Below are 25,863 nucleotides of genomic sequence, written 5' to 3' on the forward strand. Positions count from 1 at the left end.
TCGACCAGATCGAACCTATACAAAGACATTACTGCCATGTAATGTCTTTCTGTTACCGCCTGATCTGTCAGGCACCTTCCCTTATAGCGAGGGATGCATAGGAGTGCACGATGTCATCACGGAAGAACCCACAACGCCCCGCCAAGTCTGTTGCTTCCCGCAAACAAACTGTTGATACCGTCTCCGGACCATCGGGACTGGTCGAAATGGCGGAGCAAATGCACCGTCACGATGTCATTGCCGCTGTCGAACTAGCCAATCAGTACAACAATACCGGCAAGGAGCGGGAGATCACCGCGCTTCTTGGCCCATATGAGATACATTTTCCGTTTGAAGACAAAAAGATGTCGGGTCAGTATGCCCGCCTGATGGGTTTTGGATTCGCCCATGAAAAGCGTTGGCACGAAGCCGAACACTGGCTGGAACGCGGCCAGAAGCTCTTTCCCGAGTCTCTGGATTATCTGTATGGATTGACCTACGTGCGTATTTCGCTTCGGGAGTTTGAACGTGCTTTGGAATCCGCCGATGCGTACATCGCTGTCGTCGATAGAACCAGCGACAAGGTGCTGGCCACCCGCCTCTTTAATGGCGCTATGAGCCAGCGATCAATGCTCTATAACTATCGCGGGCTTTGCTTTCAGGAATTGGGGAAGGTTGAGGAAGCGATTCGGGCCTTTAAGAGCGCGATCACTGCTGACTCCAAAAGTCACCACGCATATCTGAACATGGCAAACCTGTTTGTCCGGTCAAATGAAACCGAAAAGGCCAACGAGATCATTCAGTCCGGGATCAAAAACTGCTCTCAGGTGCAGGAACTTCGCATGCTCGCGGCCGGATTGTCGAACAAAGCGACAATATCTGCCTGCCTCATAGTCAAAAACGAAGAAGAACTCCTTCCGGCGTGCCTTGACTCGATCCGCTCGTGGGTCGACGAAATCATCGTCGTGGACACCGGCTCCACCGACCGGACGATGGAGATCGCCCGCTCGTATGGTGCCAAGGTCTATGAGCACCCCTGGGAAGGGAGCTTCTCCAAAGCACGAAATTACTCACTCCAGTATGCCACCAAAGACTGGTTGTTCATCATCGATGCTGATGAACGGGTATACCCGGAAGACATCGCCCAGATTCAGACGGCGGTCAATCAGTCGGATGCTGATGTCATTACTACCAACGTCTATAATGTGTATGAAGAGTTCAAGGATGTTGTCGTATTTCTGCCGTCTCACCGGTTCTTCCGACGTTCTCTCAATATTCACTATGAGGGGATAGTCCACAACCAACTGAGCATCTCGGACAGCGCCCGCTATTTGCGTTCGAGCGTTCGGATCAAACATTTAGGGTATGGACTCTCGCGCGAAAAGATGCTGGCGAAAACTATCCGCACGAAAACACTTCTGGAAAAGCAACTCGCGGAAAACCCGGACAATGCCTTTGCGCTGTTTAACTATGCGCAACTCTTGCGGTCAACGCCGGACGGTTTCCACCAGGAATATGCCCCGCTCATTCTGAATGCCGCTGGAAAGGCGATCGAACTCACCCAGCCGGATGATCCGACCAGTCGCCACATCCATTTGATGTGCCTCGATCAACTCGCCTGGACTCACTACTATCTGGGGAATTACGATCAGGCTCTGGAGCTGAGCCAGCGGGCTCTCGACATCAAGCCGGATTATCTCGACCCGATCCTGCTGCGCGGATACCTCTATTTCAAGCGCAACGACCTGACCAAGGCGACGTTTTATTTCGAGAAGTATCTCCAGACGCAGGCCTCATATGACCCCTCCAAAGAGCTTGAGAATATCATCCTCGTCCATCTAAATGCCCGGACCGATGCCTATTTCAATCTCGGCGCTATGGCGGAAATGCGGGGCGAGATCGAAACTGCCAAACGCTACTACCGTCAGGTCCTGGCCATTAACGGAGAATACGCGTCTGCTAACCTGAATCTCGGGCGGATCCTACTTACCGAAGGACACCATTCTGAAGCAGAAAGCTGTCTGCAACGTGTGGTTGAGCATGGACAGGCTTCACCAGACATATGCGTTAAACTGGCACAGCTCTTTGTCGAGCGGGGAGAGGTCAGTCAGGCGGAAGCACTGCTCAGACGCGGCCTAAAAATAACACCCGCGAGCGGCATCATTCTTGAAGCGCTTGCCGATCTTTTTGCCGGCTCCGGAAGATACGACGAAGTCGTGGTCACGCTGGAGAATGCCTGGAGATCTAATGCCGATTCGCAGGAGTTGACCATCAAGCTGACTAACGGATTGGTCCAGACCGGTCAACTTCAGAAGGCAATCGACATCTACCAAAGCTATGCATCCCGCCATGAATTGACCGCTGAGATGTTGAATGATCTTGGAAATTGCTACTATCGTCTCCAGAATTATCCGTTGGCCGAGCAATCTTACCGCAAAGCGCTTGAATTATCTTCAAAGTTGACCAGCGCCAAACGGAATTTGGGGCTCTCGCTGGCAATGCAACAGAAGAAGGAAGATGCGATCCTGCTCTTGAACCAATGTCTGGCGGATGACCCCGGCCAAGCCGAGCTGTACCATGTTATTGGCGATCTGCAGGTCTCTCATCATGCTTTCCGGGAAGCCCTTGCCAACTATGAACAGTATCTTCAGAAATACCCAGCAGACGTCACCGCGCTGTGCCGGTTGTCGGACTGCTATCTCGCTCTGGGACATACAGATTCCGCGGTGATGGGCTATCGGCGGGTCCTTCAGCTCGATCCGGGCTTTGTGCTGGCCGAACGCCGCCTGGCGGAGATCGGGGCAACCGCCGGACAGCCGGAAATGGCCACCCTCAAGGGTAAAGTTTAGTAAGGAATTGCCGATGATGATGCTATGAGAAAGGGCCACAACCCCATTGTAACCATGAGGGATACTCTAAAAGGAGGGACAGCTACAGCAACGTGCATACCGGGCGCATATCGGACCACACGCGCCTTCTCGGAATACATCGGAAGTGACAGACTCAAATGACAACTAAGAGAACCTAAGGTAAGGAAACCTTAATATCGTCAAGGAGGAGTCGACAAATGTCACTTCGCATTAACCACAATCTCGCGGCCCTCAATGGCAACCGCAACCTGAAATTGACCAACGAGTCTCTGACCAAGTCGATGCAGAAGCTGTCTTCCGGCTACCGCATCAACGCTGCGTCGGATGACCCGGCGGGCTTAGTGATCAGCGAGCAGTTCCGTGCTCAGATCGCTGGACTCAATCGTGCGATCCAGAACTCTGAAGGTTCTATCAGCATGATCCAGACGGCTGAAGGCGCTCTGACCGAAATCAACAATCTGTTGATCTCGATGAGAGAATTGGCCATTCACGCCGCCAACGAAGGCTTCAACGACGCAGACCAGCTTGCTGCCGATCAGGCCGAAATCGCGAACGCGATCAAGACCATCGACCGTATCGCTGCCAACACCCAGTTCGGTACGAAGAAGCTGTTGGATGGTACGAAAGACAACATCGCGACCATCACCACCGCCAATACTTCCGGTATGACTGTCAAGCAGTCCAACCTGAGCACTGGCTTGCACTCTGTCAGCGCGACCAAGACCGCTGATTCCACCGCGACCCTGAACACCACGTCGCTCGGCCTCAGCCTGAAGAACACCGATGGCGATCCGTACAATCTTACTGAAAAGATTCACCAGATCGACGTCGTGCAGGCTTCAGATGTTGCCAAGAAGACCTCTGGTTCCGTCAGTCTCGCCGATGCTTTCGGTAACAACCTGAGCATCGCCACCACGGCCGCTTTGGCCCGCATCAACAACAGCGCCACCGTCAACGGTGCGGCCCTTGCCGCCCACGCCGGCAGCTACACCGTCGTCCTGAACTATCAGGAGAACGGTGAATCTCCGACCGGTAACCAGACGCTGACGTTTGATGTCGCCATCGGCGCCACCAAGGCCGACGTTGCCACCGCTCTGCAGACCCAGGTCAACCTGAATTCTGCTCTTGCTGGTAAGGTGACCGTCCGTGCGTCCTCCAACAACATCATCGTTGAGTCCGCCAATGCTGGCGCTCAGTACTCGGTGAAGGTTGAGGATTCGACCACGAACGCGACGACCGCTTATTTCGATTTCACGACCGGTCAGTCTTCCCGCGGCGAATCCAACGATTCGATCAGCTTCACGGTTAACTCCGAGAAGAATTCGAACGTGACCGCCACGGCGACTATCCACGAAGGCAGCTATAGCAGCTTGAGCGCCCTGGTTGCCGCCATCAACGGCGACGCGACCACCGGTCTTACCGCTGCGTTCGGCACCGTGAAGAACGGCGCCCCGTCTGACATCGTGGCCAGCCTGGTCAATAGCAACTACATCCAGTTCGCGACCCAGGACGAAGGCTCTGCCTACTCGATCAAGTTGAACGATGCTTCTCCGGCCGCCGGAAACGTGATCAACGCTCTTAAGTTGACCGCCGACACGCTGGCGAACACCGGTACGGACGCTCTGGTGAACTTTGATGGTTACACCAACGCCCTCACCAAGGTCAAGTATGGTAGCACCAGTGACGTCGCTTTGAAGAACAAGGCTGATGGTTCCGCTGGTCAGGGTACCCTTCAGATGACCGTCAACACCGCTCTGAACGGCGTGAAGCTGGGCAACCTGCTTCTCGACGTGAAGGCTGCGAAGTATGACGTTCGTCTTGATGGTGGCTCCGCGACTTCCGTCTCCGCCGGTGTGAACACGACCGTGTTTAACGCTGACCGTTCCCAGTCGTTGATCGTCAACTATGCGCTGACCTCTCAGGGCGGCACCGAGACGATCAATAACACCGACGAATCGCTGGTCTTCCAGATCGGCGCCAACGTTGGTCAGACCGCGGCTATCGCCATCCGCAATATGGCCGCCGGTTCAATGGGCAAGGGCCTTCCGGGCAACATGTTCTCGTCGCTGTCTACCATCGACGTGACTTCTGTCCAGGGCGCCCAGGACGCGCAGTCGATCATTGATGCCGCTATCAATGAGGTTTCCACGACTCGTGGTACGCTCGGTAGCTTCCAGAAGAACACTCTGGAATCCAACCTGCGTAACCTTCGTATCGCCGCTCAGAACCTGACGGCGTCCGAGTCCCAGATCCGTGATACGGATATGGCCGAAGAGATGTCGGAATTCACCAAGAATCAGATTCTGGTCCAGGCCGGTACCGCCATGCTGGCGCAGGCCAACCAGATGCCGCAGGTGGTTCTGTCACTCTTTCAGTAATAGTCGTCTTACTCCGAGGGAGGATTCGTCCTCCCTCGGGGACTTTTATCGCAGTGAAGAAACGACAGTGACGTCTCACAGCGTACAGGAGTAATATGGCAGGCCTCTCATCCATCGACGGTATCATCTCTGGTCTAAACACCACCGAGATCGTCGAATCCATCATGGCGGTCGAACGCCGTCCGGTCAACCTGTTGGAAGTTCAGCAACAGGAAACGACCAACATCATCACTACTTTTAAGGCCTTCCAGGCAAAACTCCTGGCGATGAACTCCTCGGCCCTCAAAATGGCCCAGAAGGCATCGTTTCAGAAGTATTCCGTCAATGTCTCGGATGAGGATTATCTGACCGCAACCGCCAACGGGCGTGTCTCCCAGGGTTCGTACGATATTCGGGTACTGGCTGTGGCCAGAAACCACCAGATCGCGAGCCAGGGATTTTCTGATCAGTCCATCGCCTCGCTGGGGACCGGCACCATCACCATCAGTGTGGGAGACGGTTCCAGCAAGACGATCACGATCGATTCTACCAACAATTCTCTGACCGGCATCAAGAAGGCGATCAATGACGCCGCCGTCGGCGTGACCGCCACGATCGTCAATGATGGTTCCAAGTCCAATCCATACCGATTGGTGTTGACCGGCAACAATACCGGCGCGACCAATACCATCAATATCTCATCTGATCTGACCGGTTCGCGAAATCTGAATTTCTCGTCAGCGACTATTGATGCAGTGGAGCAGATCACCCGTAATACCGGGTCAACCTCCGCCATCGCCCTCGGATCTTCGGCCGCATACACCGGCAACAAAAACAAGACATACACCTTCACGGTAGCTGGATCCGGCGCGCAGACCGTGGGGAATGATAATATCACGCTGAATTGGTCCGACGGCACCAATTCCGGTACGATCATCGTATCCGAAGCGGATGCCGAAGTTGCTCTGGTCGGAACGGGCGCCGACGGCATGAAATTAACGCTTTCTGGCGGGACGATCTACGGTGGAGACAAATTCCAGATTCAGACCTTTGCGCCGTTGCTCCAGGAAGCCTCAGACGCCCAGATCTCAGTCGGCTCGACAGGCGGAACCGGTTCACCGATCACGGTGACCTCTGCAACCAACACTTTCACCGAAGTAGTCGGCGGACTCTCTATTAATGTCAAAAAAGCCACCCCGATCGACAGCAGCGTGAATATTGAAGCCGATGTTGACATCGACTCGATCAAGTCTGCGATCGGTGACTTCATCGAAGCATACAACGACGTCAACGAATTCATCAACGATCAGGCGACGTATAATACCGAGACCGAAGAGTCCGGCGTACTCTTCACGGAATATTCGCTCCAGACGATCCAGGCGTCCATGCGCGGCGTCCTGTCGCAGCGGCTGGCCGGACTTTCCGGGCAGTACAGCCAGCTCCTCTCAGTCGGCATCCGGACCGGCTCGGATGGTCAGCTTTATATCAAGGACTCCGCGAAACTCGAAGCAGCGCTCCGCGAGAATATTGATAACGTCATTAATGTGTTCACGAGCTCCGGAACCACCTCGACCGACAAATTTGAATTTCTTTCGTCTGGCTCCAAATCGAAAGTCGGAGAGAAGTTCAATATCGATATTACGCAGGCCGCCACGCAGGGACGATTCCAGGCAGGACTGATCACCAATCCTGGGACATCTGCGCTGACTCTTACCTCCGCAAACAACCGGATCAAGCTCTCCGTAGACGGGCTCGAATCAAATGAGATCGTGCTCAGTGAGAAAAACTACCAGTCTTCGGAAGAATTAGTTGCCGAACTTCAGGCGCGCATCGATGCCGACACCAAGATCGGGAGTCGTGGATTGACGGTTTCCTGGGTGGATGCCGGCGCCGGTACTGGATACCTGCAATTTCACAGCTCGACCTATGGCTCAACGTCAAGAGTCAATGTGATTCCGGCCGTCCCGAGCCCAGCGACCATGGTTCTCGGTATGGCTAATGGTTTCTCGCAAAACGGTATCGATGTCGCTGGCACGATCAATGGCGAAGCAGCCACCGGGTCGGGCCAGGTGCTGACAGGTAAAGACGGCAACAAAACCACTGCCGGACTGAAGATCAAAGTGACACTCGGCGAACGTGAGCTTTTGACCGGAGCCGAGGGAACGATCACCCTGGCCAAGGGTGTCGCGGCGAAAATGAATGACCTGATCGATGGCCTGACCGCTTCCGGAACTGGCCTCGTCGATCGCCGCATCAAAGGGTACGAATCACAGCTCAAGACGATCACCACCCGGATCTCCGATCTGGAAGAGCGGTTGACCACCCGCCGGGAATCGTTATTGACCAAGTTTTATGCGATGGAAGAAGTGCTCGCGTCTTTAAACGCCGACAGCACCTATCTCTCAGGACAACTGGAATCTCTTAATTCGAATTGGATGATCGGCAAATAGACTAGCAACAGGATAGGAACCGTGAAAGAACAGATCAACACCTACCGCCAGGTTGACACCGCAGGCAAGTCGCAGATCGACCTGATCCTGCAAGTATACTCTGGAGCCATCCAGGGGCTGAAGACCGGACGCGAGCTGTACGCCGCCGGCAAACTCAATGAAGGCTATGAGCAGGTAGAAAAAGCCCGCAAGTGCATCGTTCACTTGTATACCACTCTTGATTTCGAACAGGGTGGAGAAGTCGCCAGTAATCTGGGGCAGCTCTATACGTTCATGATGGGAGAGCTTGACCTTATTGAAGCCACCAAAGACCTGACCAAACTGGACTCCTGCCTACGCGTTATGGACAATCTCAGGCAGGGTTGGGAACAGTTGAAGCAGGATCGACGCACGACCAAGCCGGTCACTGAGCAAATGGAACCTGTCGAATCATTGCTGGTTTCGGCGTAGGAGAATTGACATGGCGCAGAATGCTATCAGCCAGCTCGAACGTGATCTTCTTAAGATTTTGAACGAAGAGTACTCGTTTTATCAGTCTCTTTATATCCTGCTCGACAAGCAGCGCGACCTCATCAAGTATGATAAGGAAGAGCACCTGCTCGACCTGTTCACCGAGATCGAGCGTTGCCATGTCCGTATTCGCGAATCAGAACAGAAAGTCTCCACGTTGCGAGAGCGCCAGCCGGCTGCTTTTCGCGTGGCGGCCGTGCACCCGGAGGTCAAGAAGCTGGTCAACTGCATCGTGACCCTGGTGAAAAAGAATATTTCGCTGGTTCAGGAAAACGAAGGGTATGCCCGAGAACGGCATGACCGTATCAAGCAGGAGCTGGAAAACCTGAAAAACAGCGGCAAGATTCTGAACTACTTACAGGAGACCGATCCGCTTCCCCAGTTTGTAAATGGCAAACAGTAAGCAGTCAGCATCGGGAAGATCGGTTTTTCCCGTTTCGAACTAAAGCTATCTCCGTTCACCGACGATAGGAACTGTAGAGGTGAGAAAGATGAAGATAGGACCTGAAAAGCCGGAGCAATCCGGAGAATCGAAAAACGCGAAAGAAGATTCGCGGTTGAGTCAAAAGGCGGCGCCAAAACATGCTCAGTCCGGCCCGAAAGCCGATCCCTCGATGCATCGTCTCAGCGAACTGGCCGATAAGACCCGCCGTGAACTGGTAGACAAGTCCGGCCTCCAGTCGTCCATGAAGGACAAACTGCTGGTCACCCGGAACCGAACTGCGGAGATCCGCCAGCGCATCCAGGCCGGTTATTACGGCCGACCAGACGTGGTTCGTTCGATCGTTGATCGCCTGGCGGATTATATGGAGCCTTAAGCAAACGTTGGACCGACATCATGACTACTGCCGTTGTTGATAACAAGGTTCGTCAGGTGGTTTCGAACATTCGTAACCTGCCGACTCCGCCGATCGTATTCCATCAGATCCAGAAGGTCATCAACGACCCCAAAGTCAATGCTGGTCATATTGCCGCAATTCTGGCCGAAGACCCGGCCATGTCGGTCAAAGTTCTCAAACTGACCAATTCCGCCTTTTACGGATTGGCCCGCGAGATCGACTCCGTCAAACAGGCGGTCGTGATCGTCGGGCTTGAAGCCGTCAAGAATCTCGTGCTGTCCGCATCCGTGCTGGATATGTTCAAGGGGAAAGATGTGGACACCGAGTTCCAGGAGAAATTCTGGCGTCACTCGCTGGCAACCGCCTTCTGCAGTCGTATCCTTGCCAAGCATATCCGCAAGAACGGTATTGTCGACCCGGACTCCGCATTCTCAGCCGGATTGCTGCACGACATAGGCAAGATCGTGATAGCCTGTTTCCTGCCGCAAGAGTACAAGAAGATCCGCGATGCCCGTGTGATCGACCGCGATGCCGCTTCCTACGAGATCGAGGAACGCGAGCTTGGTTATACGCATGCGCAGATCGGCGCCCTCTTGGCGGTACAATGGAAATTGCCGCAGAAACTCGGTGAGTCAATCACCTTCCATCATCATCCTTCAAAGGCCGCGATGACGGACCCCATCATTTATGTCGTTCACCTGGCCAATTTCCTCGCGAAACAGACATTCTATGACGAGGAAGATCTTTGTCTGGTTGGTCATGTTGAAGAGGGCGTGATGGAATTTACGGGTGTCACGGAAGCCGATCTGGCCGCATACGGCGAAGAACTGCGTCAGGAATACATGAAGGCCGAGACCTTTATGCAGATGGTCGGGATCGGCGGGCACTAAGCCCGGCTGGTCACTGCCACACGACGAGAGATCAATCCGCTTTCATTCTCTCTGCGCCAATCGATCAGATTTTGCAGTCCGTCGCGCAGATCGATCTTCCACTGAAATCCCAGATCATCCTTCGCCTTCTCCGGTGATCCGATTCGATTGGTAACAAAGGTCTTTCCCTGCGGTTCGTATATGATCCCTAGTGATTTGCTCCCGGTGAGATCAAGCAGTATTTCAGTCACTTCCTTGATGGAGGTCCCAATCCCCCGACCGACATTGTAGCACTGGTCGGTTGCTTCGGCCCGCATGGCCAATACATTTGCCCGCGCAACATCGGTTACTTCGACGAAATCATAGCTCTGCGAACCATCGCCATACACAAGCGGGGGGAGTCCCTGTTCTATGCGATCGAGAACTTTGTGAACCACTGCTGTATATGTTCCTTTGTAGTCCTGGCGCGGTCCGTAGACATTCATGTAGCGAAGTCCGACCCAGGGGAGACCATAACGTCGACCCAGGCTGTGAAACATCTGCTCGCCGGCGATCTTGGTGGCACCGTAGAACGTCTCATTGTTGAAGGGGTGGTTTTCTGTCATCGGGATCTCCAGCGCGTCACCGTAGACCGAGGCACTGGAGGAATAGACGACCCGCTTGACTCCGGCGGCGACCGCCGCTTCGATCACATTGAAAGTGCCACGGATATTAACATCAAAGGCCGACCGGGGATAATCATAGCATTGCAGTAACCAGAGCGCGGCAAGGTGGAAGACGCCATCGACGCCGCGCATCGCTTCGGCCAGGATGTCGGTCTGGGTAATATCCCCTCCGAGAGAAAAGACAGAAACGCGGGGGTCACGTAGAGCCTGGGCGATATTATCGCGCGTTCCCCGGCAGAAGTTGTCATAGATGATGATTTCGGCGGCATCCGATTGAACCAGGGCATCAACGACATGCGAACCGATAAATCCCGCACCGCCGATAACCAGAAATCTCTTGCCTGCAAGTTGCATGAATCTGCCTTTCTTCCGATGGCTTTTTGTCTGTGTGAGCCTCACACGGCTCTTCTGTAGGTATCGGCACACCCGCAGTAATCCTTTAGCCCACACGCGCTTGACCGGATGCTCGCGTGTGTGATCCCCTCAAGATTTTCTACCGGTCTGCCGATAATTCGGATACAGGATGAACCCAACCAGGCAAGGAGTGCCGAACCGCATGTCAAACGCCACACTGGGCGAGACGCTCATCGCAGAAGGAAAACTGGAACAGGCAGCCGACTACTTCCTGCATGCTCTGGAGAAGGAACCAAACGATCCCGAGATCCTGAATGGTCTTGGAGTAGTAGCGTTCAAACAAGGCAAGCCGGAGGCCGCGGTCTCCTGCTTCGGGCAGGCACTGGCAGTCGATCCGTCGTATGAAGATGCCGCCGCCAACCTCTGCGCATTGCTTGGTACCGTTCCCCAGGAACAACTTCAAGCCAATCCTCTGTACGCCTGGCCGTATCTCTTGGTTCGGGCCTCATCCGAAGACTGGTCCGAGCAGGACTCAGCCTTTTTGGCCAATGCCATGGCGACGCTTACCGATCTCCAGCGCGAAATGCTGATCCGGCTCTTTATCCCGACCCGCCTGTCAATTCATGACCGTGATATCTCCCTGGCGCTCGAACGTATGGCGTCACTTTCTGATCCGTTGGTCAGTGAACTGGCGGAGTGGTTGAGTGACTCGCCGCCATCTCGCTTTTATCGCGATCGGATCGAGGACTCCATCTGTCTCAAGTGCGATAATGATTCCCTGGTACGGACAGTCGCTCATCGCGAAGGGAAACACCGTCCTGACTCGCAAACCCTGCCAGTCTTTCAGTTCCTGCCGCGACGGCTCAATGAACCGGCGGCGTCAACTGACCCATTCATGAAACTTGTCCCCAAAGGGGCACCAACCAAGGATGGGTTGCGGATACTTGTGATAGCCGATTTTAATATCGCCGGTCAACTGACCGGTCTGATGCGCGCCCTGAATAAATACACCAACCATATGGCACGGTGCGTCATCCTGCAAGATGACTATCTCGCGTATGACCGCGATGTCCTGATCACCGATCAGGATGGAAAGGTATCCTCAGTAGCGCAGAGTGAAGCTGTTGACCTGATCAAGCGGGCCGACTTCTTTCATGTCGGGCGACAGTTGCTGGAGATCCCGGGGATCGACTGGAATCGCTATGTTTCACCGCGCAATGCAGTCTTCCAATACTACGGTTCCGAACTTCGCAACAACGGACCGGCTCTTGCCAAATTTCATGCCCAGACCGGTTTCACCGCGCTGACCGCCTGCGATTACACCATGTATCGCCTGTTGCCCAATAGTTTCTACCACATGCAGCCGTATATCCTCGATATGGATGAACTGCCCAAAGCCAGGATGGACACGTCCGGCAAACTCCGCGTTTGTCATGCACCCTCGGGGCAGAATTACCGCAATATCAAACGAAGTGACCTGATTCTGGACGTGATGCATCGGCTCGCCCGTGAAAACAAGAAAGTCGAGTCGGTCGAGATCGCCGGGCTTTCCAATGGCGAGTGTCTGTCGCTCAAAGCGTCCTGTCACCTGCATATCGTCTCATTGCTTTTTACATTTGGACTCAACGCGATTGAATCGGCCGCCCAGGGGTTGGTGCCGATAACGCCACTCGACAATTTCACTATGTTGCTTTATCCGGACACTCCGGTCGTCCATGCGACACCATCGACACTGTACGAAGTGTCCAGAAAACTGATTGCCGACCCAAAGCGTCTGAAAGATATCGGAGCGCAGTGCCGCGATTGGGCGCGCCGCGAATTTGATGCGAAAACTCTGGTCCAGAAGTACTGGTATCTCTACGATCTGGTCTACCACGGATTTTCGCTGGACTATCCCGACCAATTCTCTTCTCGCGCAGGGAGGATCTCATGATCTATCGCCTAAAATCGATCGAAAACCAGACTCCGGTCAGCCGTCTCCTGGAGCAATTAGACGCTTCGCAGTACTCGACTATCAGCCGGGGGAAGCCGGCCGTAAACGGTGAGCAGTACTTTGCCACTTTTGCGGAGGCTGAATCGGGAGAGATCGCCTATTTCTATGCGCCAGATGTCTCGAAATGGGAAGAGGTAGCCGCCAGACTCTCCAAGTCGCCGGCATCGCTTCTGATACTTAACAGCGAGCTCAGTCTGTTTGTCCGACCGCAAATGAACCAGTGCCTTCTTTTCTGCGCTCAGCCAAAACAGCTCTTTGCCGATCTGGTCAAACAGTCCGTGGAACAGATCGAGCCAACCGCGCTTTCGACTTTCCCCAATCCCGGTTCCGTTTCGCCTCATGCTGTCATTGAGGCTGGAGCCTCGATAGGCAGAAATGTCACTATCGAAAGCAACTGCGTTATCCATGGCAATGTGACGATCGGTGACCATGTCGTTATCAAGGCTGGAGCGGTGATCGGCGGCCCGGGTTTCGAATTCTACAAAGATGATCAGGGTGCTCTCTGCCATTTCCCGCACTCGGGGAGAGTTGTAATCGAAGACAATGTCTATATCGGCTCGGGAGTGGTGATTGATACTGCGGTATTCAAACAGACTATCATTCGGCGCGGCACCAAGATCGACAATCTTGCGTCCATAGCTCATAATGTCGAGATCGGCGAGAATTGCCTGATCATGGCCCATGCTTCTATTGCCGGGTCTGTCAAGATCGGCCCACGTACTCGGGTCTGCCTGGCAGCCTCGGTTCGAGATGGCGTGACTGTGGGAAGTGACGTAGTGATCGGAATGTCCGCCTGTGTCACCAAAAATATCCCCGACAACGTAACCGCTTTTGGAGTCCCGGCAGTTGCGACCCAGAGATCTACCAAGGCGAGTAATCGCGAACACCAGACTCCTTCGGAAAATACCGCACGGACAGTTCGTCTCATCAAAGAGGTGGTTCACAATCTTCGGCTCGACTTAACGGGGTTTGAAGTGCTGACTGAAGCCGCGACCGGCCATTTCGCGGTGACAGCCGCGATTGCGGCTCTCGCCGGAGCACGAGTTCAAGCGATCGCTACTGACTCACCCTATGGATCCGCTGATGACGCAGCTTTGGCAACCCTTGCGATGGCCAAAGCGGTAGGAGTTGAATCGCGCATCCGGATCGTCTCTCGCGAACAGGCGGATCTTTCCCAGACAGATATCCTGACAAATCTCGGGTTTGTCCGACCGATTGATGCACAGATAGTTTCGCGACTGAAACCTGGCAGCGTGATCCCGGTCATGTATGACGCGCGTGAGCTACGCCCGGGTGAGATCGATCTCGATTGTTGCCGTGAACGGGAAATACATGTAGTGGGCACCAACGAGGAACATCCGATGGCCGACATCCTGAGTTACTGCGAACCACTCGCAGTCCGGCTCATGATGGAGCAGAATCTGGAGATTCGCGGAAGTCACATTGTGGTGGCAGGGGAGAACTTTTTCACCCCCCCGATTCTTCGCGCACTCGAACAACTTGGCGCCGAGGTAACCCTCCTGACCAACTGGAACCAGCTTGACAGAACACTGCTCGAATCGCTCGACCTGCTCCTGTATATAGATTACTGGAACCAGTTGGGCGACACAGGTGGAAAACTCAATGCCGACCAACTCTCGGTGGCATCCGGAGCGACCGTCCTTCAGTTCATAGGCGGTCTGGATTTAACGCCTTTCCGCGACGCTGGCTGGCGTCTGGCTCCGAGTACTCCTGTAGCCCCTCACCGAATGTGGCGAACGCTGGCCTATCTTGGTCCTCGACCGGTGATTGAACTCCACGCCGCAGGGCTGAAAGCCGCCGAATTGGAGTTTCGAGGGGAAGAGTATGCGACCGGCTCGTGGTTCGATGGCCTCCGCCAACCGATCATCGCATTCCGTCCAACCGAGCTGACCGCCAGACCCTAGGCTGTTAACTTTTTGCACAGTCTGCCGATACTGATACCGAAGGGCACGGAACGCCCGAAAGGCATATAGTATGTGCGGCATAGCCGGAATATATCATCTCACACAGCAACCGATCCCGGCGCATTGCCTCAAAGCAATGTGCGATACGATGGAACATCGCGGTCCCGATGATGAAGGGGCTGTCTTTTTCCAGGTACGCAATGAGCCGTTTAAGGCCGAGGGATACTGGGTCGAAAAATCCGCCGAGCGGCGCTCTGCAAGAAACCAGCAGGAGTGGGAACAGATCCTGCATGGCGATCACCAGTTCAACCTTGCCCTGGGTCACCGCCGACTCTCCATCATTGATCTGACCTCCGCCGGCCACCAGCCGATGTCCAACCGGGCAAACGGAATCTGGGTCACCTTCAATGGCGAGATCTACAATTTCCGCGAACTACGGGCCCAGCTCGAGGCGGAAGGCCACCGCTTTTTCTCCCAGTCCGATACCGAAGTGATCATCCACCTGTATGAGCAATATGGTGACCGCGCAGTCTCTATGCTGAATGGCATCTTTGCGTTTGCGCTTTGGGATGGTCGCTCCAATCGCCTCATTCTGGCGCGTGACCGCTACGGCGCCAAGCCGCTCTACTACACCATTCAGCGGAATATGCTCGTATTTGCCTCGGAGGTAAAGGCGCTGTTGCAGGTCGATGGCATCCATGCTCGGCTGAATCCGCAGGCATTGAGTGATTATTTTACATTCCAGAACACGTATGGCGAAACCACGCTCTTTGAGAATATTCATCTACTTCAGCCCGGCACAATTCTCATTTTCAAGAACGACTCGATCAGCAGACACCAATACTGGGATTTCGATTTTGAAGAGGGAGAAGATAAGGGAGAGGCGCAGTACGTTGACGAATTGCGCGCCATTCTCGAACAGACTGTTCGCCGCCAACTGGTCGCCGATGTCCCGATCGGGAGCTACCTCTCCGGCGGGCTTGATTCAGGTACACTGACTGCCCTTGCCTCGCGTGAGATCCCTCGCCTGATGACCTTTACCGGCGGCTTTGATGTCGCCACTGCCACCAGCATTGAAAATTTCTTCGACGAACGGGCGAAAGCGGAACTGGTTTCGCGCGAATTTGGAACCGAACATTACCAGATGGTGATACATGCGGGAGATCTCGAATGGGCGCTCCCACGGGTGATCTGGCATGCAGAGGATCTTCGTGTTGGCATGTCCTATCCGCATTACTACCTGTCACAACTTGCAGGCAAGTTCGTAAAGGTGGTTCTTGCCGGTCCCGGAGGAGATGAACTGTTCGCGGGCTATCCCTGGCGTTACAATCTGTTGACCCAGGTCGACTCGCCTGCGGCCTTTGATGCTGCCGCTTACACTTATTGGTCGCGCCTGGTGCAGGATCGTCAAAAACCGAGTTTCTTCAGTCACGACTTTATGAGGGAACTTGGCGATTACAGTCCGCGCCAATCCTTTGATCGAGTTCTGAGTGGCAAGGCGCATGATTCACTCCTCAAGCGGGCCCTCTATGTTGATGCCAAAACTTTTCTGCACGGAATACTGGTGATCGAAGACAAGCTGAGCATGGCGCATTCACTCGAATCCCGCGTTCCATTTCTTGATAATGCCCTGGTCGATTTCGCTATGAAGCTCCCGTCCAAATACCTGATCAATACCGAATGGAGTGAGGCGGTCAAGTCCGACGCCAATCTCAGCGGGAAATATCTCCTTCGACAGGCAATGAAGGGGATCCTGCCGAATGATATCATCGAGAATCGCAAGCAGGGTTTCAGCGCTCCCGATCAATCATGGTATATGAAGCAGTTGGTTGATTATATCAGGTCGACAATTCTCTCGCCGCAGGCGCTCGACCGCGGCTATTTCCAGAAAGACTATCTTGAGAAAGTCATCGACGACCATGTGAGCGGCAGGGTTAACCATCGGTTGTTGATCTGGTCTCTCTTGAGTTTTGAACATTGGAACCGGCTCTTCCTCGATGGTGAGGCAGTCGATCCAAAGCGGTCGCTGACCATCACTCGCCACCAACCAGTCAAATCGCACCAGGCGTTGGAGCCGGTGCTGCGGTATCGCTAACCCCTACGGAGTGTCGCATGTTGTTAAAAGAGCAGACCCGCAAAGCAGAATCGACAAAACTTCCGATCACCCGGCCAATCTTCGATTCAGCGGAACTTCAGGCGGTAGAACAGGTCCTGGAATCAGGTTGGTTAGTTCAGGGACCGAGAGTCGCTCAATTCGAACAGCTCTTCGCCGACTTCGTCCAGGCCGAACATGCGATTGCCACGACGTCATGCACAACCGCGCTACACCTTGCCTTGCTGGCGGCCGGGATCGGCAGAGGAGACGAAGTGCTCCTGCCGTCGTTCACCTTTGTCGCTACGGCCAACGCGATCGAATATACCGGCGCACGTCCGATCTTTATTGATATCGATCTTGAGACACTGACGATCGACGCAGTGCAACTTCGTGAATATCTCGAGCAAAACTCTCGTCGTGGTGTAAGCTGGCCGCGAGCCATTATTCCAGTTTCGCTATTCGGCCTTTGCGCCAACATGGAAGCGATCAGCCAACTGGCCGAAGAATTCGATCTGACCATTATTGAAGATGCCGCTTGCGGTCTGGGCGCCGAACGAACCGGTCATCATGCCGGAACCGAAGCACTGGCCGGTTGCTTTTCTCTTCATCCACGCAAGGCGATCACCACCGGTGAGGGGGGAATGATCGTCACCAACGATGCTGAATTCGCGGCCACCGCGCGGATGCTCCGCGATCATGGTGCTTCCAAAACAGATCTCGAACGCCATCTCTCCAATGGCGGATCACTCTTGCCAAATTACGACATTCTCGGCTTTAACTATCGCATGACCGACCTTCAGGGTGCGATCGGTGTCGCGCAAATGGGAAAGCTCGACTCAATTCTGGAAGGACGCATGGCGGCGGCGGCGCGGTACACTGAGCTGTTAAGCGAACTTCCGTTCCTCAACCCACAAACCGTGCCATCGGGGTATCGTCACGCCTATCAATCATATGTCTGCTTATTCCAGCCGCGGGGCATGGAAGAACTGAAGCGCGCGATCCGCACGGGGAATTGGAGCCAGATCGACGACTGGAATCGGACACGCAACCGAATCATGGCCCAGCTCGAATCCGACGGTATCTCCGTTCGGCAGGGGACGCACGCGGTGCATCTCCTGGGGTACTACCATCGGAAGTACGCGCTCCGCGATATTGACTACCCGAATGCCTTCGTGGCTGACCGCCTGACGATCACTTTACCACTGTATAGCGGGATGCGTGAAGCCGACCAGTTGCGCGTTTTTGATACGCTTCGGTCGGCAATGAAGGGCTAAGCGATCCGGACGGGGGGCAAAATTCAGCGGGTAACCTGTTATTTGCTAACAAGTTTCTTGGTGGCTCCACCCTAAAAAATCTATTGACAGACCTTTCGAATCGATATATTTTGCGGTCTGTCCTGAATTTGTCAATTCCGGATAAGTTAATAGAAGATGGGCGATTAGCTCAGATGGTTAGAGTACTTGCTTGACATGCAAGGGGTCACTGGTTCAATTCCAGTATCGCCCACCATTTGACGACGCGGGGAAACCGCTGAGAGTCGACACTCCCGGGCGCCCCGCCTTTACTTATTAGAAAGAAGATGTCAGCCGTACAGATCACATTTCCTGATGGCTCCGTTAAGGGGTTCGAGTCCGGTACCACCGGTTTGAAGATCGCTGAGGGGATCTCGCCGCGCCTGGCCAAGGAGGCAATTGCCGTCAAGGTCAATGGAGTGGTGCGCGATCTTAACTACCCGATTCCCAGCGACGCCAAACTGGAGATACTGACTTTTGAACAGCCCGAAGGGAAGCAGGTTTTCTGGCACTCCTCCTCGCATATCATGGCACAGGCGGTGTTGGCGCTGTTCCCCAATGCCAAGCTGGCAATTGGGCCGCCGATCGATGACGGCTGGTATTACGATTTCGAAGTAGAGAAGCCGTTCTCCACTGATGATCTGGCGAAGATCGAAGAGCAGATGGCGAAGATCGTGGCCGAAGATGCCACCTTCCGTTGCGAAGTGAAAAACCGCAAGGAAGCGATCGACTACTACAAGGATCGCGAGGCGATCTACAAAGTTGAATTGCTCGAAGGGATCGCCGATGACACGGTGACTTTCTACTATCAGTCATCTTTCGAAGATCTCTGCCGCGGCCCGCATATACCCCGGACCGGTATCGTCAAGGCGGTCAAGTTGACCGCGACCTCCGGCGCATACTGGCGCGGCGATGAAAAGAATAAGATGCTGCAGCGGATCTACGGCATCTCCTTCCCGAAAAAGCAGATGCTCGACGAGTACCTGCAGCGAGTGGAAGAAGCGAAGAAGCGCGATCACCGACTCCTCGGCAAACAGCTTGAGCTGTACGCGATCACCGATGAGGTCGGGCCGGGGCTGATCCTCTGGCTCCCCAAAGGGGCGCGAATCAGGAACGAAATTGAGAATTTCTGGCGCTCAGAACACCTGAGTAACGGCTACGAGCTGGTCTTTTCGCCGCATATCGCGAATCTGGATCTCTGGAACAAGTCCGGTCATACGGGTTTCTATTCTGAGTCGATGTTCAGTCCGCTTGAGGCTGAAGAGCGGTTGTTCCAGCTTAAGCCGATGAACTGTCCGTTCCATATCCAGATGTATAAGAACCGGATGTGGTCGTACCGCGACCTGCCGCTTCGCTGGGCGGAACTTGGTACCGTCTATCGGTTTGAACGGGCGGGAACGTTGCACGGGCTGATGCGCGTGCGCGGGTTTACCCAGGACGATGCTCACCATTTTGTCTCCCATGAGGGGATGGAAGAGGAGCTGGTCTGGCTGCTCGATTTCTGCCTGCATATCCTGAAATCGTTTGGCTTTAGCGACTTCGAAGTGTATCTTTCGACCCGCCCCGAAAAGGCGGTTGGCGACCCGGCTGACTGGGTTCGCGCGCAGGATGGTCTGCGTAAGACTCTGGACAGCGCCGGCCTGAAGTATCAGGTCGACGAAGGGGGCGGAGCGTTTTACGGCCCCAAGATCGATATTAAGATCAAAGATGCACTGGGTCGTAGCTGGCAGTGTTCGACCATTCAGTTCGATTTCAATCTGCCGGAGCGGTTTGATCTGACCTATGTCGGGCCGGATGGACAGCATAAGCGTCCGTTTATGATCCACCGCGCGTTGCTCGGCTCGATCGAGCGGTTTTTTGGCGTGTTGATCGAACATTATGCCGGGAATTTCCCGGTCTGGCTTGCCCCGACGCAGGTTCGGGTATTGCCCATTACCGATGCTTTCAATGAGTACGGTAAGGGCGTGGTTGAGAAATTGAAGAAGGCGAATATTCGTGCTTCACTGGATGATCGGTCCGAGAAGATCGGGGCGAAGATCCGCGACGCCGAAGTTTACAAAGTACCATACATGTTTGTCATCGGCGGCCGTGAAGCGGAAAAAGGCGAGGTGGCAATTCGAAAGCATGGTTCGGGCGATCAGGGGGCCAAGTCGGTCGATGACGCTATAACCATGTTGGTTCGTGAAGTGGCGACCAAAGGACAGGAGCAATCCGGTAATGTATAACCGAGGAGGATTCTATCGCCAGTAAGGACGTTCGGGTCAATGACCGTATCCGTGTTACCCCTATCCGCCTGATCGGCGCCGCAGGGGAACAGGTTGGGATAATCCCAACCCGCGAGGCACTTGACCGTGCTCGTGAACTCGGTCTTGATCTGGTTGAGGTCGCGCCGACTAGTCGGCCGCCGGTTTGTCGAATCATGGATTTTGGAAAGTACAAGTACGAGCTTTCCAAAAAGGAGAAGGTCGCCAAGAAAAAGCAACACTCCTTCCAGTTGAAGGAGATGCGGTTTCGGCCGAAGATCGACGACCATGATTTTGACTTCAAGACCAAACATGTCCGTGAGTTTCTGGAGTCCGGCAACAAGGTGAAGGTGTTCGTGCAGTTCCGTGGCCGCGAAATGGCCCACCAGGAATTCGGACACGTCATCATCCAGAAGATCATTCAGGAACTGGCCGATATATCGTTGCTTGATGTTCCGCCGAAGATGGAAGGGAACACGCTGAGCATGGTGATGAGTCCGAAACCGGATATGCTCAAGAAGATGCAGGCGCAACGCCTCGCTCAGTCGAAAGACAAGGGCGATCAGAAGCAGGAGAAATCGTCCGGGGCGGCCGACGCGGTGATGGTCGAGGACGATGACGAAGAGTCGGACGAGTAGTTTCCGGCGCGGATTTTGAAGTTAGAGAAAGTGAACATAGAGGAATCAGATGCCGAAAATCAAGACCAACAAGGGTGCGGCCAAGCGCTTCAAAAAGACCGCCTCCGGCAAGATCAAACACAAAAAGGCTTATCGGTCACATATTCAGACCAAGATGAGCGCGAAGCGTGTCCGCCAGCTACGCAAACATGGGATGGTCCACAAGACCGATATGCATCGCGTTGAGCGGATGTTGCCGAACGACTAAGCAGGACTAGTGAAGAAGGAGAATAGAGATGCCTCGCGCAAAAAATAACGTCGCCGCTCATCGGCGGCACAAAAAGGTCCTGCAGCGGGCCAAAGGAAATTTCAGCGGTCGCTCGCGCCTCTACCGTACCGCTATTGAAACGGTGCATCGTGGCATGCGCTACGCCTATCGCGATCGCCGCGCGCGCAAGCGCGAATTCCGCGCCCTCTGGATCACCCGCATCGGTGCGGCGGCCCAGCTCTGCGGAACCAATTATTCGAAATTCATCAATGGCCTGAAGAAGGCCGGAGTGACGCTCGACCGAAAGGCCCTGGCCGATATCGCCGCTCGCGATATGGCGACCTTCGCCAATCTCGTTAATATTGCCGCCGGCAAGTAACTGGATCGGGTCCTCGGTATGTCAATACTTGACGAGGTCTCTCACATCGAACGTGACGCTGTCGAGCGAATCGGAAATGCCGATTCGCTCGATTCGTTACGGGAACTGCAGGTTCAGTTCCTTGGACGGAAGGGGAGTCTAACTGCCGTCCTGAAATCGCTCGGCGCGTTGTCAGTCGATGAGAAAAAGTCGGTCGGCGCGGCGGCCAATCAGGTCCGCCAGCGGATCGAGCAACTCATTGAAGAAGCGACCGCGCGGCTTTCATCCTCCAAACAAGCCTCTGATTTCGATCCCACACTTCCCGGAACCGGGCAGTATCAGGGGACGGTTCACATCATCAATCAGACGATGAACGACATCTGTGGTATTTTCGAGCGCATGGGTTTCCAGATAGCGCGCGGCCCGCATGTCGAGACCGATCATTACAATTTCGAAGCGCTCAATTTCGCCCCGGACCATCCGGCGCGCGATGAACATGACACCTTCTTCGTTGAAGGCGGGAGACTGCTTCGTACTCACACCACGCCGGTACAGGCTCGTGAACTGGAAAAGCGGAAAAACGATCTCCCGATCAAACTGATCATGCCGGGTCGCACATTCCGCCACGAAGATATCTCGACGCGCGCGCATATCTCATTTCACCAGGTCGATGGATTTCTGGTCGATGAAGGCGTCTCGATCGCCGATCTCAAGGGATGTATCAACGCCTTTGCGCATGCCTATTTCGGCGAAGACCTGAAACTTCGGTTCAGGCCATCCTATTTCCCTTTCACGGAACCATCGGCAGAAGTGGATGTCGCCTGTTATCTCTGTAAAGGTAAGGGATGCCAACTCTGCAAGCAGACCGGCTGGCTTGAGATCCTTGGATGCGGGATGATCCATCCCAATGTGCTCGATATGGCCGGGATCGATTCCGAAAAATATACCGGCTACGCGTTCGGCACCGGAGTCGAGCGACCGGCGATGCTGAAACATGGCATCAATGATATCCGGCTCTTTTTCAACAGCAACCTTCGATTCCTCAGACAGTTCAGTTAAGCTATGCAAGTTTCCTATCTCTGGCTCAAGGAATTGACCGGCCTTGACTGGTCGGCCGAGGAGATGGCGGATCGCCTCACGCTGTGCGGGATCGCCAATGAAGAGATCATCTCCACCGCGCGCTATCTCGACAAAGTAGTGGTGGGTGAGGTACTCGAGGTCCACCCCGTTGAAGGGGCGAGCAAGATCCAGCGGACAGTCGTCAATATCGGCAGAGAGAAGTTGCAGGTGATCTGTGGCGCTCCGAATGTGGCGGTTGGCCAGAAAGTCCCGGTTGCGCTGGTTGGCGCAAAAATGAACGGCGGGATGGAGATCAAGCAGGCGAAGATCCGCGGTGTTGAGTCCTTCGGTATGATCTGCGCCGAGGATGAACTCGGCATCTCCAATGACCATGCCGGGATCATGGTCCTCGATCCGAACGCTCCGGTAGGAGTCCCACTCAAAGAATTTCTCGATTTCGATGACCATATCCTCGGCTTTGAACTGACACCAAACCGCGGTGATGCCTGGTCTGCGTTCGGTATTGCCCGCGATCTCGCGGCGCTCGGCGGAGTGAGACTTCGCAAGCCAGAGATCAAGCTGAAGGAAGTAGCTGAGAAGGCATCTTCGGTGGTCACGGTGACCAGCGAAGATCTGGTCGGCTGCCCTCGCTATGCGGCGCGTGTGATCCGCAATGTCAAGATCGGACCCTCGCCCTGGTGGATCAAAAAGAAACTACTGACGGCCGGTATTCGGCCAATTTCCAATGTGGTTGACATCACCAATCTGGTGATGCTTGAATGTGGCAATCCGCTCCATGCGTTTGATCTCGATCAATTCGGCTCGAACGAAGTGGTTGTTCGTCGCGCCAAAGATAAAGAGAAGTTCGTCACGCTGGATGGACAGGAGCGTACGCTCACGCCTCAAGTCTTGATGATCACCAACGGCAAAAACCCGGTCGCGGTGGCAGGTGTGATGGGTGGCCTTCACTCTGAGGTGACGGAGAAAACAACCACACTTTTGCTGGAAGCTGCGCACTTCAACGCGGTGATAACGCGCCGAAGTCGGAAAGAGCTGGGCATGGTGACCGAATCATCGGCACGGTTTGAGCGTGGAGTTGACCCCAATAACATTCCGTATGCGATCGACCGCGCGGCCATGCTCTTCCAGGATGTCTGCGGCGGAGAAGTGCTCTCCGGTGTTGTTGATTTCTACCCCAAGAGAATCGAGCCGTTGAAGATATCACTTCGCCCCGCGCGCTGCTCTGCAGTGATGGGGAAGAAGCTCTCTTCTGCGCGGATGAAAGAGATCCTGACGGGTCTGGAGTTCCAGACGTCGGGTGACGATCCGATCGAGGTGACTGTCCCGACTTTCCGCTCCGATATCGGCCGTGAGATCGATCTGGTCGAAGAGGTCGCTCGCATCGAGGGCTGGGGGAATATCCCTGATACGTCGAAAACAAGGGGCCACTGTATAGTCCATCGAACCCTGAGGATCTCTACGAAAATGAGATCCGTCGCCTGTTAACGGGCGTTGGTTTTGATGAGATTCTCGGCCATGGGCTGGCGGATGGACGTCTCTGCGAACAACTCCTTCCGGGAGTTCCGCAGGTGAAAGTGTCGAACCCGATCTCTGATGATCTCTCCATTATGCGGAATACGCTTTTACCAAGCATGATTGGTATCGCGTCGCACAATTTGTCCCATCGGATAACTGACCTTCGGCTGTTCGAACTCGGACGCGCCTATTTCCCGCCATCGGACAAGTCGGATTGGCGTGAGGAAGAGCGGTTGTCGCTGGCCGTGTCAGGCAATTCACCGGCCAATTGGCGCGATAAAGCCCGAGCGGTCGATTTCTATGATCTGAAAGCCGCAATAGAGCGGATGGCCGCTCATTTCCACTGGTCTTCGCTCACCTACGAGCCGATCAGCACCACTTACTTTGATGCAGAAGTATCATTCGAATTGCAGGCAGATGGCGAACGAATCGGCCAGGTCGGCAAGCTGACCGATGCTCTGGCAAAGCGATTTGATATTCGGCAGGACTTCTATGTTGGCGAGCTGTACCTTGCTCCGATGATGAAGATCAGCCGATCGCTTGGCAAGTTCTCTGCGTTGCCGATCTATCCGGCTGCGCCGCGGGATCTGGCGATCGTGGTCGGGCGCGAGGTGCGAGTGGGGGATATGGTCGATCGAATCAAAGCGGTGGCCGGGTCGATCGCTGAATCAGTGACCGTCTTTGATGTGTACGCCGGGAAGCAGATAGAATCGGGCAAGAAGTCGATCGGTGTGGCTATCGTCTATCGTTCGAGTGAGCGTTCGCTTGCCAGCGAAGAAGTCGATAAGGCACAACAGGCTATCATTGCCGCCTTAAAGGACGAGTTTAGGGCCGACATTCGGGAGAAGTAACATGGCGGACAAACTGGAACAATTGACGATCAAGTTCGAGAAACTGCTTGAACTGGTGGAGAAGCTGAAAGGCGAGAACCAGGAACAGAAGCAGGAGAACAGTCGACTTCGCTCAGAACTGACAAGACTTCAGACCGAAGTGACGCGATTACGGGCGAATCAGAACGATCAGTCCGACCAGATCAAGAGCCGGCTGACGGCGGTCCTGGCCCATGTAGATGAGCTGGAAGGTCTTACGCGGTAAGTTTTTTTATTGACAATCGCTGTCCTGTTTGGTATAACAATGTGCAGGATAGTCGGATAGGACAGAAAATACAATCAACGCGAGTGCGCACCATTACATGTCTGACGTATTAGCTGAAAATAAGGTCACAGTCAAAATATTTGGCGAAGAATATCCTATTACAGGTAGCGGCGATCCAGCACATATTGCACGGGTCGCCGAATTCGTTGATACCATGATGAGAGAAGTCGCTCGAGTGAGTCGTTCCAAAGCCAAGGACAAGGTGGCCATTCTGACCGCCCTTACTCTCGCCTCAGAACTCCTTGAAATGCGTGATCAATTGAAGCACCTGGAGGATGACCAGACCAGCTATGTCGACACCTTAATGAACCGCCTTGATCTGGCCCTCGATCCCGTCGAGAAGCCGAAGCGGTAGTCGGTCGCGCAGTCTCATTTCGTATTTTCCCGCCCTACTCCTTTGCTATTAGACATAGAGTCATCCGTCGTTTC

The 25,863-nt window shown here is 54.4% G+C and carries 21 protein-coding genes and 1 tRNA gene; 21 read left to right on the top strand and 1 reads right to left on the bottom strand.

Translation table 11 applies throughout. The annotated features are described in order from the left end of the window. The first annotated feature begins 110 nt into the window (after positions 1-110). From IPH75_03070 to IPH75_03100, 7 genes are all read left to right on the top strand, one after another. On the top strand, positions 111-2,828 hold the full coding sequence (locus tag IPH75_03070) for a tetratricopeptide repeat protein (GenBank protein MBK7141048.1): 2,718 nt from the start codon (positions 111-113) through the stop codon (positions 2,826-2,828). Positions 2,829-3,046: 218 nt separating this feature from the next. Further along, complete coding sequence (locus IPH75_03075; GenBank protein ID MBK7141049.1) at positions 3,047-5,227, top strand: hypothetical protein; 2,181 nt, start codon at positions 3,047-3,049, stop codon at positions 5,225-5,227. A gap of 95 nt (positions 5,228-5,322) precedes the next feature. Continuing rightward, positions 5,323-7,656, top strand: a complete 2,334-nt coding sequence (gene fliD / locus IPH75_03080) for a flagellar filament capping protein FliD (GenBank protein ID MBK7141050.1) — start codon at positions 5,323-5,325, stop codon at positions 7,654-7,656. Positions 7,657-7,677: 21 nt separating this feature from the next. After that, complete coding sequence (locus IPH75_03085) at positions 7,678-8,106, top strand: flagellar protein FliS (protein ID MBK7141051.1); 429 nt, start codon at positions 7,678-7,680, stop codon at positions 8,104-8,106. Positions 8,107-8,116: 10 nt separating this feature from the next. Continuing rightward, the gene (locus IPH75_03090) at positions 8,117-8,569 is read left to right on the top strand and encodes a hypothetical protein (protein ID MBK7141052.1); all 453 of its coding nucleotides are present in this window, start codon (positions 8,117-8,119) and stop codon (positions 8,567-8,569) included. 88 nt (positions 8,570-8,657) lie between these two features. Further along, positions 8,658-8,984, top strand: coding sequence for a hypothetical protein (locus tag IPH75_03095; GenBank protein MBK7141053.1), 327 nt, complete (start codon positions 8,658-8,660; stop codon positions 8,982-8,984). A 20-nt stretch (positions 8,985-9,004) separates the two neighbouring features. After that, on the top strand, positions 9,005-9,895 hold the full coding sequence (locus IPH75_03100; GenBank protein ID MBK7141054.1) for an HDOD domain-containing protein: 891 nt from the start codon (positions 9,005-9,007) through the stop codon (positions 9,893-9,895). On the opposite strand, the gene IPH75_03105 is transcribed toward IPH75_03100, so the two are convergent. Then, entirely contained in the window at positions 9,892-10,893 is a 1,002-nt protein-coding gene (locus IPH75_03105) for an NAD-dependent epimerase/dehydratase family protein (protein MBK7141055.1), read from the bottom strand. The two genes, IPH75_03100 and IPH75_03105, sit on opposite strands and share 4 nt — an antisense overlap. A 202-nt stretch (positions 10,894-11,095) precedes the next feature. Between IPH75_03105 and IPH75_03110 the strand changes: the two genes are divergently transcribed. The 14 genes from IPH75_03110 (at position 11,096) to IPH75_03175 (ending at position 25,789) form a co-directional block, all read left to right on the top strand. Then, positions 11,096-12,826 (top strand): tetratricopeptide repeat protein, encoded by a 1,731-nt coding sequence (locus IPH75_03110; protein MBK7141056.1) that lies wholly within the window; start codon positions 11,096-11,098, stop codon positions 12,824-12,826. Beyond that, entirely contained in the window at positions 12,823-14,811 is a 1,989-nt protein-coding gene (locus IPH75_03115) for a hypothetical protein (GenBank protein MBK7141057.1), read from the top strand. Before IPH75_03110 ends, IPH75_03115 begins: the two co-directional genes overlap by 4 nt. A gap of 70 nt (positions 14,812-14,881) precedes the next feature. Then, positions 14,882-16,906 (top strand): asparagine synthase (glutamine-hydrolyzing), encoded by a 2,025-nt coding sequence (asnB, locus tag IPH75_03120; GenBank protein ID MBK7141058.1) that lies wholly within the window; start codon positions 14,882-14,884, stop codon positions 16,904-16,906. 17 nt (positions 16,907-16,923) lie between these two features. Next, positions 16,924-18,180 carry a DegT/DnrJ/EryC1/StrS aminotransferase family protein gene (locus tag IPH75_03125; protein MBK7141059.1) on the top strand — a complete coding sequence of 419 codons (1,257 nt, stop codon included), beginning with the start codon at positions 16,924-16,926 and terminating at the stop codon, positions 18,178-18,180. A gap of 158 nt (positions 18,181-18,338) precedes the next feature. Next, positions 18,339-18,415: transfer RNA gene (locus IPH75_03130), tRNA-Val, on the top strand. A gap of 70 nt (positions 18,416-18,485) precedes the next feature. Beyond that, entirely contained in the window at positions 18,486-20,423 is a 1,938-nt protein-coding gene (thrS, locus tag IPH75_03135) for a threonine--tRNA ligase (GenBank protein ID MBK7141060.1), read from the top strand. 14 nt (positions 20,424-20,437) lie between these two features. Further along, entirely contained in the window at positions 20,438-21,079 is a 642-nt protein-coding gene (locus IPH75_03140; GenBank protein MBK7141061.1) for a translation initiation factor IF-3, read from the top strand. Positions 21,080-21,128: 49 nt separating this feature from the next. Then, entirely contained in the window at positions 21,129-21,326 is a 198-nt protein-coding gene (gene rpmI / locus IPH75_03145) for a 50S ribosomal protein L35 (protein MBK7141062.1), read from the top strand. A gap of 28 nt (positions 21,327-21,354) precedes the next feature. Then, entirely contained in the window at positions 21,355-21,705 is a 351-nt protein-coding gene (gene rplT, locus IPH75_03150; protein ID MBK7141063.1) for a 50S ribosomal protein L20, read from the top strand. Between the two features lie 24 nt (positions 21,706-21,729). Next, the gene (gene pheS, locus IPH75_03155) at positions 21,730-22,743 is read left to right on the top strand and encodes a phenylalanine--tRNA ligase subunit alpha (protein MBK7141064.1); all 1,014 of its coding nucleotides are present in this window, start codon (positions 21,730-21,732) and stop codon (positions 22,741-22,743) included. A gap of 3 nt (positions 22,744-22,746) precedes the next feature. Continuing rightward, on the top strand, positions 22,747-24,249 hold the full coding sequence (gene pheT, locus IPH75_03160) for a phenylalanine--tRNA ligase subunit beta (protein MBK7141065.1): 1,503 nt from the start codon (positions 22,747-22,749) through the stop codon (positions 24,247-24,249). 83 nt (positions 24,250-24,332) lie between these two features. Beyond that, positions 24,333-25,130 carry a hypothetical protein gene (locus tag IPH75_03165; GenBank protein ID MBK7141066.1) on the top strand — a complete coding sequence of 266 codons (798 nt, stop codon included), beginning with the start codon at positions 24,333-24,335 and terminating at the stop codon, positions 25,128-25,130. A 1-nt stretch (position 25,131) separates the two neighbouring features. Next, positions 25,132-25,374 (top strand): cell division protein ZapB, encoded by a 243-nt coding sequence (gene zapB, locus IPH75_03170; GenBank protein ID MBK7141067.1) that lies wholly within the window; start codon positions 25,132-25,134, stop codon positions 25,372-25,374. 97 nt (positions 25,375-25,471) lie between these two features. After that, entirely contained in the window at positions 25,472-25,789 is a 318-nt protein-coding gene (locus IPH75_03175) for a cell division protein ZapA (protein ID MBK7141068.1), read from the top strand. Positions 25,790-25,863 lie beyond the last annotated feature (74 nt).

The organism is bacterium, from assembly GCA_016708025.1.
Taxonomy (GTDB): domain Bacteria; phylum Zixibacteria; class MSB-5A5; order GN15; family FEB-12; genus FEB-12.